A 14,752-nucleotide genomic window follows, 5' to 3' on the forward strand; every position below is an offset into this window, starting at 1 on the left:
AGGACCTTTCGCTAATGGTGCTTGGAATAATTATACTGGCGAGTATGTTATTAATAGCAAACTCACCAGTCCAGTATTAAAGCGAAGAATGTCGAACAATCTTTCAGCACCCAACGGCCCGGGCCGCCCCAAGGATCTGGCCAAGCGCCAGGCCATCCTCGATGCGGCGAAAATTTTGTTTCTGAGTAATGGTTACGCCAGCACCAGCATGGATGCCGTGGCGGCTGAAGCCGGCGTGTCGAAGCTGACGGTCTACAGCCACTTCAACGACAAGGAGACGCTGTTCTCCGCCGCCGTGATGGCCAAGTGCGAAGAGCAGTTGCCCACGCTGTTTTTCGAGTTGCCGGATGGCATTTCGGTAGAAACGGTGCTGCTGAACATCGCACGCGGCTTTCACCAGCTGATCAACAGCGATGAATCGGTGAACCTGCATCGGCTGATAATGGCCTTGGGCAGCCAGGACCCGAAACTCTCACTGATCTTCTTCGAGGCCGGGCCGCAACGCATGTTGCATGGCATGGAACGGTTGCTGACCAAGGTTGATCAGAGCGGCGCGTTGAGCATCGATAAACCGCGCAATGCGGCCGAGCATTTCTTCTGCCTGCTCAAGGGCGCGGGCAATTTCCGCTTGCTGTATGGCTGCGGAGAGCCGGTGACGGGCGATGCGGCCGAGGAACATGTACGGGAGGTGGTGGGGTTGTTTATGCGGGCTTATCGACCAGAGACAGCCTGATAAGGCTTGGTTGTCTGGTCTGGCGCCTTCGCGGGCAAGCCTCGCTCCGACAGGTTTAACACAGACCCTGTAGGAGCGAGGCTTGCCCGCGAATGGTGCAACGCGGTCTTACGGCTTGAGCGCTTTCTTCGGATAAATGTCATACCGACTGGATTTGCCGTCCAGCGCATGACTGGGCTTGGGTCCGGCAATACACGGCGCCTTGCGCGGACGCTTGACCACCACCCGATGGCTGGCCAGTGCCAATGCGGCCTCGAGCAGTGCCGGCGCATCGGGATCATCACCGACCAACGGCCGGAACAGACGCATTTCCTTCTTCACCAACGCCGTTTTCTCACGGTGCGGAAACATCGGGTCGAGGTAGATCACTTGCGGCGGCTCGCCTTCCCAGTTGCGCATGACCTCGATTGAGTTGCCCTTGAGCAACTTCATCCGCGCCACGATTGGCGCCACGTCGAAATCCTCCGCGCCACGGGCCAGTCCATCCTCAAGTAACGCGCCAATCAGCGGCTGACGCTCGATCAGGCTCATCTCGCAGCCAAGGCTCGCCAGCACGAACGCATCCTTGCCCAGCCCCGCCGTGGCATCCAGCACACGCGGACGCACGCCCTGGGCGATGCCCACCGCCTTGGCGATCATTTGCCCAGTGCCACCGCCGAACAACCGTCGATGCGCCGCGCCACCCTCGACGAAGTCCACCCGCACCGGCCCTGGTGCGTCCGGCCCCAGTTGTTGCAGCTGCAAACCTTGTTCGCCCACCTGCAACGCAAACTCGCCGTCATCCACGTGCAAAGGCAAGCCCAGGCGTTCGGCCCACTGCTCGGCTTGTGGCTGAAACGCCGGGGCGGAGGCCTCGACATGGATGCGGCAGGCCGCAGGTTGCTCAATCATGGGAAAACACGCTCAAAAAATTAATGATCGGCAAAAACGGCCGATAACAAAACTAACGAGCATTTTGCCAGAGCTGAGCGTCGACCGAGAAAAATGTCAGGCATTCAATCCACATCCGTAGGCTACATATCGCGTCATGGCGATTATGGCCTGCGAAATTCCCAGGCACTGAGCGGCGTCAGTCACCTGTGGCAGGATTTTTTTGCCCAGGCCCTGGCCGAACAGTCGACGGATGTGGTGCCGGCGTGTGGCACGTTTCCTCCGGTTGATCTCGAAAGCCCGGTGGAGCCGACCGTCGGCAGCGAACTGCTGGCGCACATCGTCAGCCAACGCGAATGCGATGTGAAAGAAACCGAAGTCAAACCACCCGAGCCGCTGTTCTTGCCGATTGCCGAGTTCGAAATGGACCTGGCCGACAAGCCTTTCCCGCCGTTCCCGGCTGAAGAAATCGTCGCCCAGCAGAAGCAACAAGACTTTGAAAGTGGCTGGGTGCGGCCGATCGTGCTCACCGCCGGTCAGCCTGCGCCAGAAGCCGGCCCGGCACCACAACCGCGTCCTCTGCACTTGCCGATCGCCGAATTCGAACTCGACCTGCTGGACAAACCGTTCCCGCCGTTCTCCCCCGAAGAATTGGTCGAGCAACAAAAACACTTCGATTTCGATACTGGCTGGGCTCGCCCGATCGTCCTGCAAAATCTGCGCATCGCCGCCTGACCTTCAACAAAAGCCCTCAGCGACACACCCACCACGGCCCGACATCGACATGAAAGTGATTGCGATGGGCGGCGTTGTAGTCCGGGCTCAACACCACACTGAACACGCCACAGGCGCCATCGCGGACCTGGCGCAGAAACTGGGCGTCCTGATTATCCTTGGGCCAATCCTTGAGCACGCTGATGGAGCGACCATCCGCCAGGCGGAAACCGGCGATGTCCAGCGCATCGGCGCTGGCGTGCTGGCTTCGCCTGCCGTTTTCGCGGCCATAGACGTTGCGACAGGCGAAGCTGCCAAGATGATCGACCCGGCTGACAGGCTGCCCATACACCGCTTGCGCGGCGGGTTGCAGGGCGTGGTGCTCGAACAGGGCAAACGACACCGCCAAACGGCAACTGGCGAGAAAACTGCTGCTCAACGCCACATCGCCGCCCTGGACACGCAAGGTGTTGATCAATGGGCACGTCGCGCCGGGGCTGTCGGCCTGATGCGCAACGCGTAAACCGGAGCTGCTCAAGGCCTGATCACACAATTGCGGATCATCGCGCAGGCGCATCAGTTTGTAGCGTGTCAGAAAGTTCGGGGCGGCCTTCACGTCCAGCGGCGCCCAAGGGTTCCACTGGGGTGGCAGCGAGATCCAGCCGCGCCAGACGCTCACGCCCGCCGCACCGATCATTAACAGCATCAACAACAGCCACCACCGAAACCGCATCGTCAGCCTTTGAACAATTGATTGGCCTTGGCATATGGCATCGACCGTGACGTGAACCCAAAGGTGCCCGACGTCTTGATCTCTTCGGCCGCGCGGTAAAACTCGCCGTAGGCCGCCAAGGCCAGGGCCGAGCCGACGCTGATGCGTTTGACGCCCATCTCGCTCAATTGCTCCACCGTCAATTTGAGCCCCCCGGACATCAACACGTTGACCGGTTTCGGCGCCACGGCGCGGACCACCGCCAACACGTCTTCAGCGCTGCGCAGCCCCGGCGCGTACAACACGTCCGCGCCCGCTTCGGCGAACGCCTGCAAACGGCGAATGGTATCGGCCAGGTCAGGATTGCCGTGCAGAAAATTCTCGGCACGGGCGGTCAGCATAAAAGGGAAAGGCAGGCTGCGAGCCGCTGCGACGGCGGCTTCAATGCGCGCCACGGCATGTTCGAAACAGTAGATCGGCGCGTCTTCACGACCGGTGGCATCTTCGATCGAGCCCCCGACCGCACCGGCCGCCGCGGCCGCCAAAATGCTTTGTGCGCACTCAGCCGGGTCGTCCGCAAAACCGTTTTCCAGATCCACTGCCACCGGCAGATCGGTGGCCGCGACAATCGCTCGCACGTTCGCCAGCGTATCGTCGAGCGTCAACCCTCCATCAGGGCGTGCGTTGGAAAAGGCATAACCGGCACTGGTGGTCGCCAGCGCCTCGAAACCCAGGCTGGCGAGCATCTTCGCCGAGCCGGCGTCCCACGGATTGGGAATGACAAAAGCGCCCTCGCGTTCGTGCAGTGCTTTGAACACCTGGGCTCGAAGGGTTTGCGCATCCATTGGCAGGCTCCTGAAAAGGGGAACAAATCCGCCTCAGAGCAAGCCAAGTTGCTCGGCGGCGGGTTCTCTGTATAGCTCAGGCAACGGCGGCAAGCCAGGCAAACGCAGCATCAGTTTTGCGTGAAAACGTTGCGCCAGTTTGGCCGCCAGCAAGTTATCGGCAGTGTGCAGGAAGATGTAGGGCGTGCGGCCCTCTTCGATCCACAAAGCGATTTTCTCGACCCATGGCTCCAGAAACGGATCGTTCGCCTCAAGCTGCGGATGGCCGATGAAACGCACCTGCGGAAACAGGGTAAACGCTGCCGGACGTGGCGGCACCCTGGGCTTTTTCGACTGGGCGTGGAGGACCGAAGGATCGGTCGACGTGCAGCTGAACAGGGCTCGCGGATCAAGGCAGATGCGTTCTACGCCCCGATCCAGCAGCAGACGATTGAGCCGGCGCTCGCTATCGCCTTTGGCAAAGAACTCGTCATGCCGCACTTCAACGGCCAGCGGTCGCTCAAGTGCATCGATGAAGCCGGCCAGTTCGGGCAATCGGTGTGGCGTGAAGCTTTTCGACAGTTGCAGCCACAGGGGCGAAACCCGTTCACCGAGCGGGCTGAGCAATTGCAGGAAGGTGTCGGCGGCGGTCAGTTGCTCGCGCAGGTCACCGCCGTGGCTGATGTCGCCGGGAAACTTGGCGGTGAAGCGAAAGTGCTCGGGCATGATTTCGGCCCAGCGCTGCACGGTGCTGGCAGCCGGGCTCGCGTAGAAGGTCGTATTGCCTTCTACGGCGTTGAATACTTGGGAATAGAGATTCAGGAAGTCAGCGGGCTTGGCATCTGGCGGATAAAGATAATCGCGCCAGGCGTTTTCACTCCAGGACGGGCAGCCGAGGTAATAAGGCAGCCGCATCAGATGTACAGGTCGAGGCCCATTACATCGGTATCCCAATCGACAAAACCGGCGGTGCTCAGGTAGCTGGCGAGTGCCGTGGCGACGCTTTTGCTCATGGCGCGGTGGTAGATCATGTCTTGCTGACGGGCCGGGAGATTGCTCAGGCGTTGCGCGGAAGCCTTGGCGGCACGGGCGGCCATTTGCTCTTCGGATGGGATTTCCAGCTCGCCGTCGATATCGACGTAGTCGTCATCCGCCACAGGGCCTTTGCGAGGCTTGCGCTTGAGGGGGTAGGACTGGGAGGAAAGGCCGTCTATACGCATAAGTACATGTCCGGTATCAGTAATGGCAGTTTAGTGGCACATAACCCACTTCGCAAACCACCGAGTGATAACTAGAACACAGAAATACGAAAAGGTTTAAAAGCCGGGGGATAAATCGACGATTGGCCGCAGTTGGAATGTTCATTGTGGCGAGGGAGCTTGCTCCCGTTCGGCTGTGCAGCCGTCGCAAAACCTGCCGGCTCGGTGTTGCTGATGGAATCCTGGGGTCGCTTCGCAACCCAACGGGAGCAAGCTCCCTCGCCACAACAGCATTGGGATTAACGCGCTTTCGGCGTCGCCACTTTGTCGCGCAGATAAACCGGCTGAGCCTCGTCCGCCACGATTGCCTCTCCACGCGCCCAGGCAAACCGCGCCAGCGTCAGCAGGTCTTCGGCATGCGGTAGCATGCCTGCATCCTGCCCACTCAGATTGACAGCGATGCGCTCGGCATACCCCCACCCCGTGCCGGCGCCGAACCATTCACCGCTGGCATCAGCCGGCAATGCGGCCACTTCCGGCGCCAACACCGCTTCTTTGCCGACCAGGCGCATCTCCCCTGCCGTTTCGCGGTAGCACCCCCAATACACCTCATCCATGCGCGCATCGATGGCGGCTGCGACCTGGCTGACGCCGTGTTCGCGATAAGCCCGTTGTGCCAGTACCGCCAGGTTGGAGACCGGCAACACCGGGCGATCCAGCGCAAACGCCAGGCCCTGCACCACACCAATGGCGATCCGCACGCCGGTGAATGCGCCCGGCCCACGACCGAAGGCAATGGCATCAACCGCTTGCAGGGTGGTCCCGGCGTCGGCGAGCAACTGCTGGATCATCGGCAACAGCTTTTGCGCATGCAGGCGCGGAATCACCTCGTAATGGCTCGTGACCTTGCCGTCATGCAGCAAGGCAACGGAGCAAGCTTCAGTCGCGGTGTCCAGGGCCAGCAAGGTGCTCATCGATGTTTCCGTAAGAGAGGTCAGAAAAAGTGCGCCAGTATAAACAACTACGGCCCGCAAGCGGGCCGTAGAAGATGAAGCGATTCAGACTTTTCAGTTCAGCGCTTCAAGCACCTTGCCGGTGATCGCTTCAACCGAGCCAACACCTTCGATGTGGCTGTACTTCGGTTTGCCTTGAGCGGTGGACAGCTCCTGGTAAAACTTCACCAAAGGCTCGGTCTGAGCGTGGTAGACGGAGAGACGATGACGCACGGTTTCTTCGGTATCGTCTTTGCGCTGTACCAGCTCTTCGCCAGTGATGTCGTCCTTACCGGCAATTTTCGGCGGGTTGTAGACGATGTGGTACACGCGACCTGAAGCCTCATGCACGCGACGACCGGCGATACGCTGGACGATGTCCTCGTCCTTGACGTCGATCTCGACCACGTGATCCAGCTCGACGCCGGCTTTCACCAGGGCTTCAGCCTGGGGAATGGTGCGCGGGAAACCGTCAAACAGGAAACCGTTGGCGCAATCGGCCTGGCTGATGCGTTCCTTGACCAGATTGATGATCAGGTCATCGGACACAAGGCCACCGCTGTCCATGACGCTCTTGGCGATCAGGCCCAGCTCGGTGCCAGCCTTGACTGCGGCACGCAGCATGTCGCCGGTGGAGATTTGCGGGATGCCGAACTTTTCGGTGATGAACTTAGCCTGAGTACCTTTACCGGCCCCGGGAGCTCCCAGCAGAATGACGCGCATCGATGTGCTCCTCAATTTTTTATATAGATAACAACGGATTCGCCTCGTGGGGCCAATCTCAAAAACAGGGTCGTGACCGCCCAAACGGCCAAAGGCTGATCAAGATACACAGCAGGCCCGGACCACACAAGCCGCCGAAAGTCGGAGAAACCCGCGCCTTGCGTGACCTTGGGACGGGGTACTCCTAGTCGCAACCCCGTCATTAACTGTCGCTTGTCAGACCTTTTCAGCCCCTTGTCCACCGGCACCCGAAGCCGCGCCGGGTGCCTTCCCCCACGACGAAAACCTTAGCCGGTATTTCGCAAACCGGCAGCAATCCCCGCCACAGACACCAGCAGCGCCTGTTCTACCGGGCTGCCCTGCGCCACTTCCTGTTGCCGCGAACGCGCCAACAGTTCGGCCTGCAATAGATGAAGCGGGTCGAGATAGGTGTTGCGCAAGCGGATGAATTCGAGGGTGTCTGGGCTATGTGCCAGTAGCTGAGACTGACCGGTCAACCCGAGGACCACAGCGCACGCCTGCGACAATAGGTCGCGTAAGTGCGCACCCAAAGGGAGCAAATCAGGCTCGACCAGACGCTCATCGTAGGATCGGGCGATGTCAGCGTCCGCTTTAGCCAGGACCATTTCCAGCATGTCGATGCGCGTGCGGAAAAACGGCCACTGTTCGCGCATCTGCCCCAGCAGCTCGCCCTCGCCACGTTCCAGCGCCTTGCTCAGCGCCGCTTCCCAGCCGAGCCAGGCCGGCAACATCAGGCGCGTCTGGGTCCAGCCGAAGATCCATGGAATGGCGCGCAGGCTTTCAATCCCGCCGGCGCGGCGCTTGGCCGGGCGGCTGCCCAACGGCAAGCGACCCAACTCCTGCTCCGGTGTGGATTGGCGGAAGTACTCGACGAACTGCGGATTTTCCCGCACCACGGCGCGGTAAGCCTTGACGCCGTCGGCGGCCAATTCGTCCATCAAATGGCGCCACGCCGGTTCCGGTGGCGGCGGTGGCAACAGTGTCGCTTCCAGCACCGCCGCCAAGTACAGATTGAGGTTCTGCTCTGCGATGTCCGGCAGGCCGAATTTGAAACGAATCATTTCCCCCTGCTCGGTGGTGCGGAAACGTCCCGCCACTGAACCGGGCGGCTGCGACAGAATCGCCGCGTGCGCCGGACCACCACCGCGCCCCACGGTGCCGCCGCGACCGTGGAACAACAGCAGCTCGACTTGCTGCTCGCGGCAGATGTCGACCAAACGCTCCTGCGCCCGATACTGCGCCCAGGCCGCGGCGGTGGTGCCTGCGTCCTTGGCCGAGTCGGAATAGCCGATCATCACTTCCTGCGGCCCTTGCAGGCGCGAGCGATAGCCCGGCAGCAGCAACAGCTTTTCAATCACAGGGCCGGCGTTGTCGAGGTCGGCGAGGGTTTCGAACAACGGCACCACGCGCATCGGCCGCAATACGCCGGACTCTTTGAGCAACAGTTGCACGGCGAGCACGTCGGAAGCGGCACCGGCCATGGAGATCACATAAGAGCCGAGCGAGGCCCCCGGGGCGGCAGCAATTTCCCTGCACGTCGCCAGCACTTCGGCGGTGTCGGCCGATGGCTTGAAGTACGCTGGCAGCAACGGCCGCCGATTGTTCTGCTCACGCACCAGGAAGGCGATGCGCTCTTCCTCGCTCCAGTCTTCGTAGCGACCGAGGCCGAGGTAGTCGGTAATTTCAGTCATCGCCGCCGTGTGACGGGACGAATCCTGGCGCACATCGAGCCGCACCAGGAACAGCCCGAAGGTCACCGCCCGACGCAGGCAATCGAGCAATGGACCGTCAGCGATCACGCCCATGCCGCACTCGTGCAAGGAGTGGTAACACAACTCCAGCGGATCCAGCAGGTCGCGGTTGTTTTGCAGCACATCGGCCGGTGCCGGGGTGGTGGCCGTCAAAGAGGCATGCGCCCAATTACGCGTCGCCCGCAGACGTTCACGCAACTGCTTAAGCACCGCGCGATAAGGTTCGGCGCTGTCCCCTGCCTTGGCTTTCAGTGCATCGCTGGCCTGTTGCATCGACAGTTCAGCGGCGAGGTGATCGATGTCGCGCACGTACAAATCCGCAGCCATCCAGCGCGCCAGCAGCAACACCTCACGGGTCACGGCGGCCGTCACGTTCGGGTTGCCGTCACGGTCGCCGCCCATCCACGAGGCAAAGCGAATCGGCGCGCTTTCCAGCGGCAGATGCAGGCCGGTGGCGGCGTGCAGGGCTTTATCGGCCTTGCGCATGTAGTTGGGGATCGCCTGCCACAACGAATGCTCGATCACCGCGAAACCCCATTTGGCTTCGTCGACTGGCGTCGGGCGGGTGCGGCGGATTTCTTCGGTGTGCCAGGCTTCGGCGATCAGGCGCTGCAACTTCGCCTGGATTTGCTCGCGTTCGGCTGTCGTCAGGTCGCGATGATCCTGGGCGGCCAGTTGCGCGGCGATGGCGTCGTATTTCTGGATCAGCGTGCGGCGCGCCACTTCGGTCGGGTGCGCGGTGAGGACCAGCTCGATTTCCAGCCGTCCCAGTTGCCGGGCCAGGGATTCGGCGCTATGCCCCTCGGCACGCAGGCGCGCGAGCAGTTCCGGCAACACCCGTGCTTCAAACGGCGCCGGTTGCGACTCTTCCCGGCGGTGAATCAGCTGATACTGCTCGGCGATATTGGCCAGGTTGAGAAACTGGTTGAACGCCCGCGCCACCGGCAACAACTCGTCTTCGCTCAATTGGTTGAGGCTGGCGCTCAGCTCGGCGTCCATCGAACCGCGACGGTCGGCTTTGGCGCCCTTGCGGATCTGCTCGATCTTGTCGAGAAAGCCGTCCCCGTACTGTTCACGAATGGTGTTGCCCAACAGCTCACCCAACAGGTGAACGTCCTCGCGCAAGCGTGCATCAATATCGGTCATCAGCAGTTCTCCAGCGAAAATCCGGGTGTCTATGAATGCCATGCTCTGTTAACAGAGAGTGCCGCTCTAAAGCGCTTCTTACAAGCAGACGACGAAGGGGCGGTAAACCTTATGGGTTCGAGCTAGTCTGAAGAGTAAGCCGTACAACGGCTTGCCGCCGGCCACTGGCGGACACTCACACGCCTGCCACGAGCAGGAGCGAAATGAGGTTTTTATGAAAATCCGCGAACTTGCCCAGCATTGGGAAGAAAACGCCAAGGGTCGCCTGACCGACACCGGTTACAGGATTCATCTGGACATGGAAGCGGCCGCACGGCTGGCGGCGATTACCGAGATGTATCCCAAACGCCAACCCGAAGAACTGCTTGGCGAACTGATCGGCGCCGCGCTGGAAGAGCTCGAAAAGAGCTTTCCATACGTGAAGGGATCGACCGTGGTGGCCACCGATGAAGAAGGTGATCCGCTGTACGAAGACATCGGCCCGACCCCGCGTTTTCTCGCGTTGTCCCGTCGTCACTTGCACGATTTGTCATCGAGCGATGACAAGCAGAAACACTGATCCCCCCGCCGAACCCTGTGGGAGCGAGCCTGCTCGCGAATGCGGTTGAACATTCAACATTTCTGTTGGCTGATACACCGCTAGCGAGCAGGCTCGCTCCTACATTTAGCCTGCGTATCCCTTCGATAATTGCGTGTTCCCGAGCCTTGAAAAGGTCGGGCATACCGCTGCACATCGCCAAAGTTCCCGATTTAGAGCCTTGTCCGTTCGGTCAAAGTATTTTCGGGCGATAGGCCATCTTCTCTGAACTTTTGAAAAACCCCTCGGGTCACAGCCATTAACCACGCCTGGGACGGCCGTTTCAAAACACCCCCGGAAATTGACGGTTACGGCTCCTTGCCCAGCATGGATTTTAAGTTTTTCAGGAGTTACACCAATGGAGTTGAAGACCATGAAGACCCGAACTGCCAAATCCTCGTTCACCCACCTGCGCAGTCTGAAACTGGCTGCCCTGGCAATCGGCAGCAGCTTCGTACTGGCCGGTTGTGCTGGCAATCCGCCGACCGAGCAATTCGCCGTGACCCAATCGGCTGTGAATGGCGCCGTCAGCGCCGGCGGCACCGAGTTCGCCGCCGTGGAAATGAAGTCCGCGCAGGACAAGCTCAAGCAAGCCGAAATCGCCATGCACGACAAAAAGTATGCCGAGGCCAAAGTGCTGGCCGAGCAGGCTGAGTGGGACGCTCGCGTAGCCGAACGCAAAGCTCAGGCGATGAAAGCCGAACAAGCTGTGAAGGACTCTCAGAAAGGGGTTCAGGAACTGCGTCAGGAAAGCCAGCGCACCGTGCAGTAAGCGCGCATCCCGACACCAGACTTGAAGCTCTTATCGATAGAAAGGACGAATTATTATGCGTACACAATTGATGATCCCCGCTCTCCTGGCCGCAAGCGTTGCACTGGCTGCCTGCTCCACACCGCCTAACGCGAACCTGGAACAGGCCCGCACCAACTACAGCGGCCTGCAAGCCAACCCGCAAGCCAGCAAAGTGGCGGCACTGGAAACCAAAGACGCCAGCGATTACCTGGACAAGGCCGACAAGGCCTATATGGACAAGAAAGACCCGAACGAGGTCGACCAACTGGCTTATCTGACCAACCAGCGTGTTGAAGTGGCGAAGCAAACCATCGCCCTGCGCACCGCTGAAGCCAACCTGAAAAATGCTTCGGCGCAACGTGCCCAGGCGCGTCTCGACGCTCGCGATCAGCAGATCAAGCAGCTGCAGGACAGCCTCAACGCCAAGCAGACCGATCGCGGTACGCTGGTGACTTTCGGTGACGTGCTGTTCGCCACCGACAAAGCTGACCTGAAATCCAGCGGTCTGGTGAACATCAACAAACTGGCGCAGTTCCTTCAGGAAAACCCTGATCGCAAAGTGATCGTCGAAGGCTACACCGACAGCACCGGTACGGCTTCGCATAACCAGTCGCTGTCCGAGCGTCGTGCCAATTCCGTGCGCATGGCGCTGGTGAAGATGGGCGTTGATCCAGCGCGCGTCGTTGCGCAGGGTTATGGCAAGGAATACCCGGTTGCGGAAAACACCAGCACCTCGGGTCGTGCGATGAACCGTCGTGTGGAAGTGACCATTTCCAACGACAACCAGCCCGTGATGCCGCGTTCGGCGATCAGCTCGAACTAAGCTTCACCCGCTGAAACACAAAAGCCCCGCCTGAGTCGATCAGGCGGGGCTTTTTATGTCTGCAGTTCACACACCCCTTGTAGGAGTGAGCCTGCTCGCGATAGCGGTGTGTCAGACAACAGAAGTGTTGAATGCTAAACCGCTATCGCGAGCAGGCTCACGCCTACAAGGATCTTCAGTGAATGCAGGACCGGGTTACTGCTCCAGCTTCTGCGGAGTTTCTTCGCCCATGCAGCGCACGGCTTTTTTCTTGTTGTTGACCAAGACGCCCGTCAGGCCTTTCTGTTCAGTGTCAAACATCACCAGCACGCCATCGATGCACTGGGCCACTTGCGAGGCAGGCTCCAGGGAGACTTTGTAGTCCTCTCCCGGCACGGTCTTGATCATGGTGAAGTCGCTGAGCAGCAGCGCATCTTCCGGTTTGGCGAAGTGCAGGTAGCCGTAGAACCACAGGGCACCCACCGTGCCGAGGATGCTGCAGATACCGGTGATGATCAGCGGGATGGCGTTACGTTCTTCACTCATTGCGGACTCTCTGATGGTTCATCTTCTGAATTCGGGGGTGCCGGGTAGTTGGGGATTTCACCCAAGCGGCGCAGGCCGTTGAAATGCTGCGGGTCGTCGAGATACCGCAGCATGACCTTGCGCCAGACCGGGTCGGCAAATGTCTGCACATGGCCACCGCGGGTCAATTGCAGCACGCGTGGCGGCGGCGCAGCTTGATACAGACGGATGCCGTTGGAAAGGGGCACGATCGGATCGTCGATGCTGTGGTAGATCAGTTTCGGTACGTCGTTGAGCTGCGCCATGGAGTTAATCGCGCTGTCACCGTCCGGCACCAGCCACGAGAGCGGCACCTGGAGCGCCCAGGTCAGCCAGGAATTGCTCAGGGCGAACCGGCCGATGCTGCGATAACTGGCGGGCACGCCGTCGAGGACGAAAGCCTTGAGTTGTTTCTGCCGTTCGGGATGTTGGACCAGGTAGTGAACCGCCATGGAACCGCCGAGGCTCTGGCCCAGCAGGATCAACGGCTTGCCTTTGACTTCCGGTGCCTGGTCGAGCCACTTGAACGCGGCGTCGATGTCCTGATATATCGCCGGCAGACTCGGTTCGCCTTCGGACAACCCGTAACCGCGATAATCGATCAACAGCACTTGATAGCCTTCCTCCGGCAACCACCAACTGCCGCCCAGATGCATCGGCAGATTGCCGCCATTGCCGTGCAGATGCAGCACCGTGCCCTTGACCTCGACACCGTTTTTCGCCGGCAGCCACCAGGCGTTCAACCTGAGGCCATCGGCAGTGGTCAGGGTCACTTCGCGGTAGTCGAGCTTGGCTTTTTCCGGGGTGAACAGTTGGCCCGGCTCAGGGTAGAACAGCAGGGAGCTGCAACCGCTCAAGGTCAGGAGAAGGCAAAGGATGCCGAGGATTCTCATCCGTTGAAACCTCGCAAGAATTGGAGTTGAAACACATTCCCCTGTAGGAGTGAGCCTGCTCGCGAAGGCGGTGTGTCAGAACATCAATGTTGAATGTTCGGCCGCTATCGCGAGCAGGCTCACTCCCACAGGGGATTTCGTGATCGTTAGAGAATGTTGGAGTAATCCGCTTCTATCCGGTCCAGGCTCAGGTGGTTGAGGAAGTTGGAGAAGCACATCCACGCCGACAGTGCGTTCAGGTCGCGGAACTGATCCGGCAAATACTTCGGCGGCACCACCAGCCCTTCGTCCACCAACTGACGCAAGGTACGCATGTCTTCCAGCGTGGTCTTGCCGCAAAACAGCAGTGGAATCTGTTCAAGCTTGCCCTTACGCACGGCCAACTGAATGTAGTTGTAAACCATGATAAAGCCCTTGAGGTAGGACAAGTCTTTGGTAAAGGGCAGGCCGGTCGGTATCGAACCACGGAACACCCGGCTGGCATTGCCGTAGCTTTCGGCCATTTCGAAGCCTTGCTCGCGGAAGAATTCGAAGACCTGCAAGAAGTCCGCGCCCTCCTCTACCATGTGAATGGCCAGGGTGCGGTTGGTCAGTTTGCGCAGGCGGCTCGGGTAGGACGCGAAGGTGATGATTTCCATCAGGATCGCCAGCCCTTCCTGGGTCACCGTCGACGACGGCGGGCCTTTGGACAGGAAGGTGCAGATCGGCTGGTTCAGTCCGTTGAGCGTGGTGCCGACGTGGACCAGCCCTTCATGAACTTCCAGGGCGCGCACGTCACGTTCGTTGAACATCGCGTCGGTGCGAATCTTGATGTAGTCGGCGCCGGCCGCCGCATCGGCGACAATGCCGTCGGACTCGAACACCCGAATGGTCTCTTCGGCCTCGCCAAACACTTTGCTCAGCCGGGTTTGCAACAAATGCACGGCATCCTTGGCGGTGAGGATTTTCGGCTCGTCCTTCAGGTCACCCCGGCCATCGATGTTGTTCAGGTAATCGGAGAGCATCAGGCCGAGGTCGGACAGGGTCGGGTCACCGGCATGGAACGCGTCGGACGCAGCGCCGTACAACTCCTGGGAAATCAGGCCGAAATCTTCGGTGCCGCGCGCTTCGAGCATGCGCACCACCATCCGGTATTCCTTGCACATGCGCCGCATGATTTGGCCGACCGGGTTGAACTGGCCGAGCTGACGGGTGATGTCACGCTCGATGTTCTGGAACTCCAGCTTCACTTTGCTGGAATCGAACGACAGCGGCCGATTGAGGTAATAATCGCGATCTACAGCGGGCATTTCCTTGCCCTTGGCCTTGAGGAACCCCTTGCGGATGCTGTCGTCCCACTTGACCGCATCGAGGACGCGAATCGGCGTCTGCGCCAGCACAATGCGATCGGACAAAATGCGTATCGTCTGCTGGTAATCGTCCACCCGAAACTCCTGTA

The 14,752-nt window shown here is 60.1% G+C and carries 16 protein-coding genes; 5 read left to right on the top strand and 11 right to left on the bottom strand.

The window, feature by feature from the left end; genetic code table 11:
- Nucleotides 1–88 precede the first annotated feature (88 nt).
- Nucleotides 89–733 (top strand): TetR/AcrR family transcriptional regulator, encoded by a 645-nt coding sequence (locus tag AB4N91_RS21130; RefSeq protein WP_083374923.1) that lies wholly within the window; start codon nucleotides 89–91, stop codon nucleotides 731–733.
- 108 nt (nucleotides 734–841) lie between these two features.
- On the opposite strand, the gene AB4N91_RS21135 is transcribed toward AB4N91_RS21130, so the two are convergent.
- Nucleotides 842–1,624: a class I SAM-dependent methyltransferase gene (locus AB4N91_RS21135; RefSeq protein WP_010462878.1), complete on the bottom strand. Its 783-nt coding sequence runs from the start codon at nucleotides 1,622–1,624 to the stop codon at nucleotides 842–844.
- A 93-nt stretch (nucleotides 1,625–1,717) separates the two neighbouring features.
- Here AB4N91_RS21135 and AB4N91_RS21140 point away from each other — a divergent pair, with 93 nt between their 5' ends.
- Complete coding sequence (locus AB4N91_RS21140; RefSeq protein ID WP_077748315.1) at nucleotides 1,718–2,338, top strand: energy transducer TonB; 621 nt, start codon at nucleotides 1,718–1,720, stop codon at nucleotides 2,336–2,338.
- 16 nt (nucleotides 2,339–2,354) lie between these two features.
- Here AB4N91_RS21140 and AB4N91_RS21145 read toward each other — a convergent pair whose 3' ends face one another.
- From AB4N91_RS21145 to ppc, 7 genes are all read right to left on the bottom strand, one after another.
- Entirely contained in the window at nucleotides 2,355–3,050 is a 696-nt protein-coding gene (locus AB4N91_RS21145) for an extensin-like domain-containing protein (RefSeq protein WP_077748314.1), read from the bottom strand.
- Nucleotides 3,051–3,052: 2 nt separating this feature from the next.
- Nucleotides 3,053–3,874, bottom strand: a complete 822-nt coding sequence (locus AB4N91_RS21150) for an isocitrate lyase/PEP mutase family protein (RefSeq protein WP_154911820.1) — start codon at nucleotides 3,872–3,874, stop codon at nucleotides 3,053–3,055.
- Between the two features lie 33 nt (nucleotides 3,875–3,907).
- Entirely contained in the window at nucleotides 3,908–4,768 is an 861-nt protein-coding gene (locus AB4N91_RS21155) for a DUF72 domain-containing protein (protein ID WP_154911821.1), read from the bottom strand.
- Nucleotides 4,768–5,073 carry a hypothetical protein gene (locus tag AB4N91_RS21160; protein WP_010462890.1) on the bottom strand — a complete coding sequence of 102 codons (306 nt, stop codon included), beginning with the start codon at nucleotides 5,071–5,073 and terminating at the stop codon, nucleotides 4,768–4,770. Before AB4N91_RS21160 ends, AB4N91_RS21155 begins: the two co-directional genes overlap by 1 nt.
- Before the next feature lie 278 nt (nucleotides 5,074–5,351).
- Complete coding sequence (tsaB, locus tag AB4N91_RS21165; protein ID WP_154911822.1) at nucleotides 5,352–6,026, bottom strand: tRNA (adenosine(37)-N6)-threonylcarbamoyltransferase complex dimerization subunit type 1 TsaB; 675 nt, start codon at nucleotides 6,024–6,026, stop codon at nucleotides 5,352–5,354.
- A gap of 93 nt (nucleotides 6,027–6,119) precedes the next feature.
- On the bottom strand, nucleotides 6,120–6,767 hold the full coding sequence (gene adk / locus AB4N91_RS21170; protein WP_010462894.1) for an adenylate kinase: 648 nt from the start codon (nucleotides 6,765–6,767) through the stop codon (nucleotides 6,120–6,122).
- Between the two features lie 287 nt (nucleotides 6,768–7,054).
- On the bottom strand, nucleotides 7,055–9,685 hold the full coding sequence (ppc, locus tag AB4N91_RS21175) for a phosphoenolpyruvate carboxylase (protein ID WP_077748312.1): 2,631 nt from the start codon (nucleotides 9,683–9,685) through the stop codon (nucleotides 7,055–7,057).
- Between the two features lie 214 nt (nucleotides 9,686–9,899).
- Between ppc and AB4N91_RS21180 the strand changes: the two genes are divergently transcribed.
- The 3 genes from AB4N91_RS21180 (at nucleotide 9,900) to AB4N91_RS21190 (ending at nucleotide 11,878) form a co-directional block, all read left to right on the top strand.
- Nucleotides 9,900–10,244: a hypothetical protein gene (locus AB4N91_RS21180; RefSeq protein WP_010462899.1), complete on the top strand. Its 345-nt coding sequence runs from the start codon at nucleotides 9,900–9,902 to the stop codon at nucleotides 10,242–10,244.
- 376 nt (nucleotides 10,245–10,620) lie between these two features.
- Nucleotides 10,621–11,034: a DUF4398 domain-containing protein gene (locus AB4N91_RS21185; RefSeq protein WP_010462902.1), complete on the top strand. Its 414-nt coding sequence runs from the start codon at nucleotides 10,621–10,623 to the stop codon at nucleotides 11,032–11,034.
- A 55-nt stretch (nucleotides 11,035–11,089) separates the two neighbouring features.
- A complete protein-coding gene (locus AB4N91_RS21190) occupies nucleotides 11,090–11,878 on the top strand; it encodes an OmpA family protein (protein ID WP_083374928.1) in 789 nt (262 codons plus the stop codon).
- 195 nt (nucleotides 11,879–12,073) lie between these two features.
- On the opposite strand, the gene AB4N91_RS21195 is transcribed toward AB4N91_RS21190, so the two are convergent.
- The 3 genes from AB4N91_RS21195 to AB4N91_RS21205 all read right to left on the bottom strand — a co-directional run bounded on the left by AB4N91_RS21195 (nucleotide 12,074) and on the right by AB4N91_RS21205 (nucleotide 14,738).
- Nucleotides 12,074–12,403 carry a hypothetical protein gene (locus AB4N91_RS21195; RefSeq protein WP_010462905.1) on the bottom strand — a complete coding sequence of 110 codons (330 nt, stop codon included), beginning with the start codon at nucleotides 12,401–12,403 and terminating at the stop codon, nucleotides 12,074–12,076.
- Nucleotides 12,400–13,314 (bottom strand): alpha/beta hydrolase, encoded by a 915-nt coding sequence (locus AB4N91_RS21200; protein ID WP_154911823.1) that lies wholly within the window; start codon nucleotides 13,312–13,314, stop codon nucleotides 12,400–12,402. The genes AB4N91_RS21195 and AB4N91_RS21200 overlap by 4 nt, the downstream gene beginning before the upstream one ends.
- Nucleotides 13,315–13,460: 146 nt before the next feature.
- Nucleotides 13,461–14,738: a flavohemoglobin expression-modulating QEGLA motif protein gene (locus AB4N91_RS21205; RefSeq protein ID WP_460111758.1), complete on the bottom strand. Its 1,278-nt coding sequence runs from the start codon at nucleotides 14,736–14,738 to the stop codon at nucleotides 13,461–13,463.
- Between the last annotated feature and the right edge of the window lie 14 nt (nucleotides 14,739–14,752).

Source organism: Pseudomonas sp. H3_D04 (assembly GCF_054669175.1).

Coding starts and splice junctions, on each gene's coding strand:
- AB4N91_RS21145 (WP_077748314.1), bottom strand. CDS start 3,050: ATGCGGTTTCGGTGGTGGCTGTTGTTGATGCTGTTAATGATCGGTGCG.
- AB4N91_RS21140 (WP_077748315.1), top strand. CDS start 1,718: ATGTCAGGCATTCAATCCACATCCGTAGGCTACATATCGCGTCATGGC.
- AB4N91_RS21160 (WP_010462890.1), bottom strand. CDS start 5,073: ATGCGTATAGACGGCCTTTCCTCCCAGTCCTACCCCCTCAAGCGCAAG.
- AB4N91_RS21190 (WP_083374928.1), top strand. CDS start 11,090: ATGCGTACACAATTGATGATCCCCGCTCTCCTGGCCGCAAGCGTTGCA.
- adk (WP_010462894.1), bottom strand. CDS start 6,767: ATGCGCGTCATTCTGCTGGGAGCTCCCGGGGCCGGTAAAGGTACTCAG.
- AB4N91_RS21135 (WP_010462878.1), bottom strand. CDS start 1,624: ATGATTGAGCAACCTGCGGCCTGCCGCATCCATGTCGAGGCCTCCGCC.
- ppc (WP_077748312.1), bottom strand. CDS start 9,685: ATGACCGATATTGATGCACGCTTGCGCGAGGACGTTCACCTGTTGGGT.
- AB4N91_RS21185 (WP_010462902.1), top strand. CDS start 10,621: ATGGAGTTGAAGACCATGAAGACCCGAACTGCCAAATCCTCGTTCACC.
- tsaB (WP_154911822.1), bottom strand. CDS start 6,026: ATGAGCACCTTGCTGGCCCTGGACACCGCGACTGAAGCTTGCTCCGTT.
- AB4N91_RS21195 (WP_010462905.1), bottom strand. CDS start 12,403: ATGAGTGAAGAACGTAACGCCATCCCGCTGATCATCACCGGTATCTGC.
- AB4N91_RS21200 (WP_154911823.1), bottom strand. CDS start 13,314: ATGAGAATCCTCGGCATCCTTTGCCTTCTCCTGACCTTGAGCGGTTGC.
- AB4N91_RS21155 (WP_154911821.1), bottom strand. CDS start 4,768: ATGCGGCTGCCTTATTACCTCGGCTGCCCGTCCTGGAGTGAAAACGCC.
- AB4N91_RS21180 (WP_010462899.1), top strand. CDS start 9,900: ATGAAAATCCGCGAACTTGCCCAGCATTGGGAAGAAAACGCCAAGGGT.
- AB4N91_RS21150 (WP_154911820.1), bottom strand. CDS start 3,874: ATGGATGCGCAAACCCTTCGAGCCCAGGTGTTCAAAGCACTGCACGAA.
- AB4N91_RS21130 (WP_083374923.1), top strand. CDS start 89: ATGTCGAACAATCTTTCAGCACCCAACGGCCCGGGCCGCCCCAAGGAT.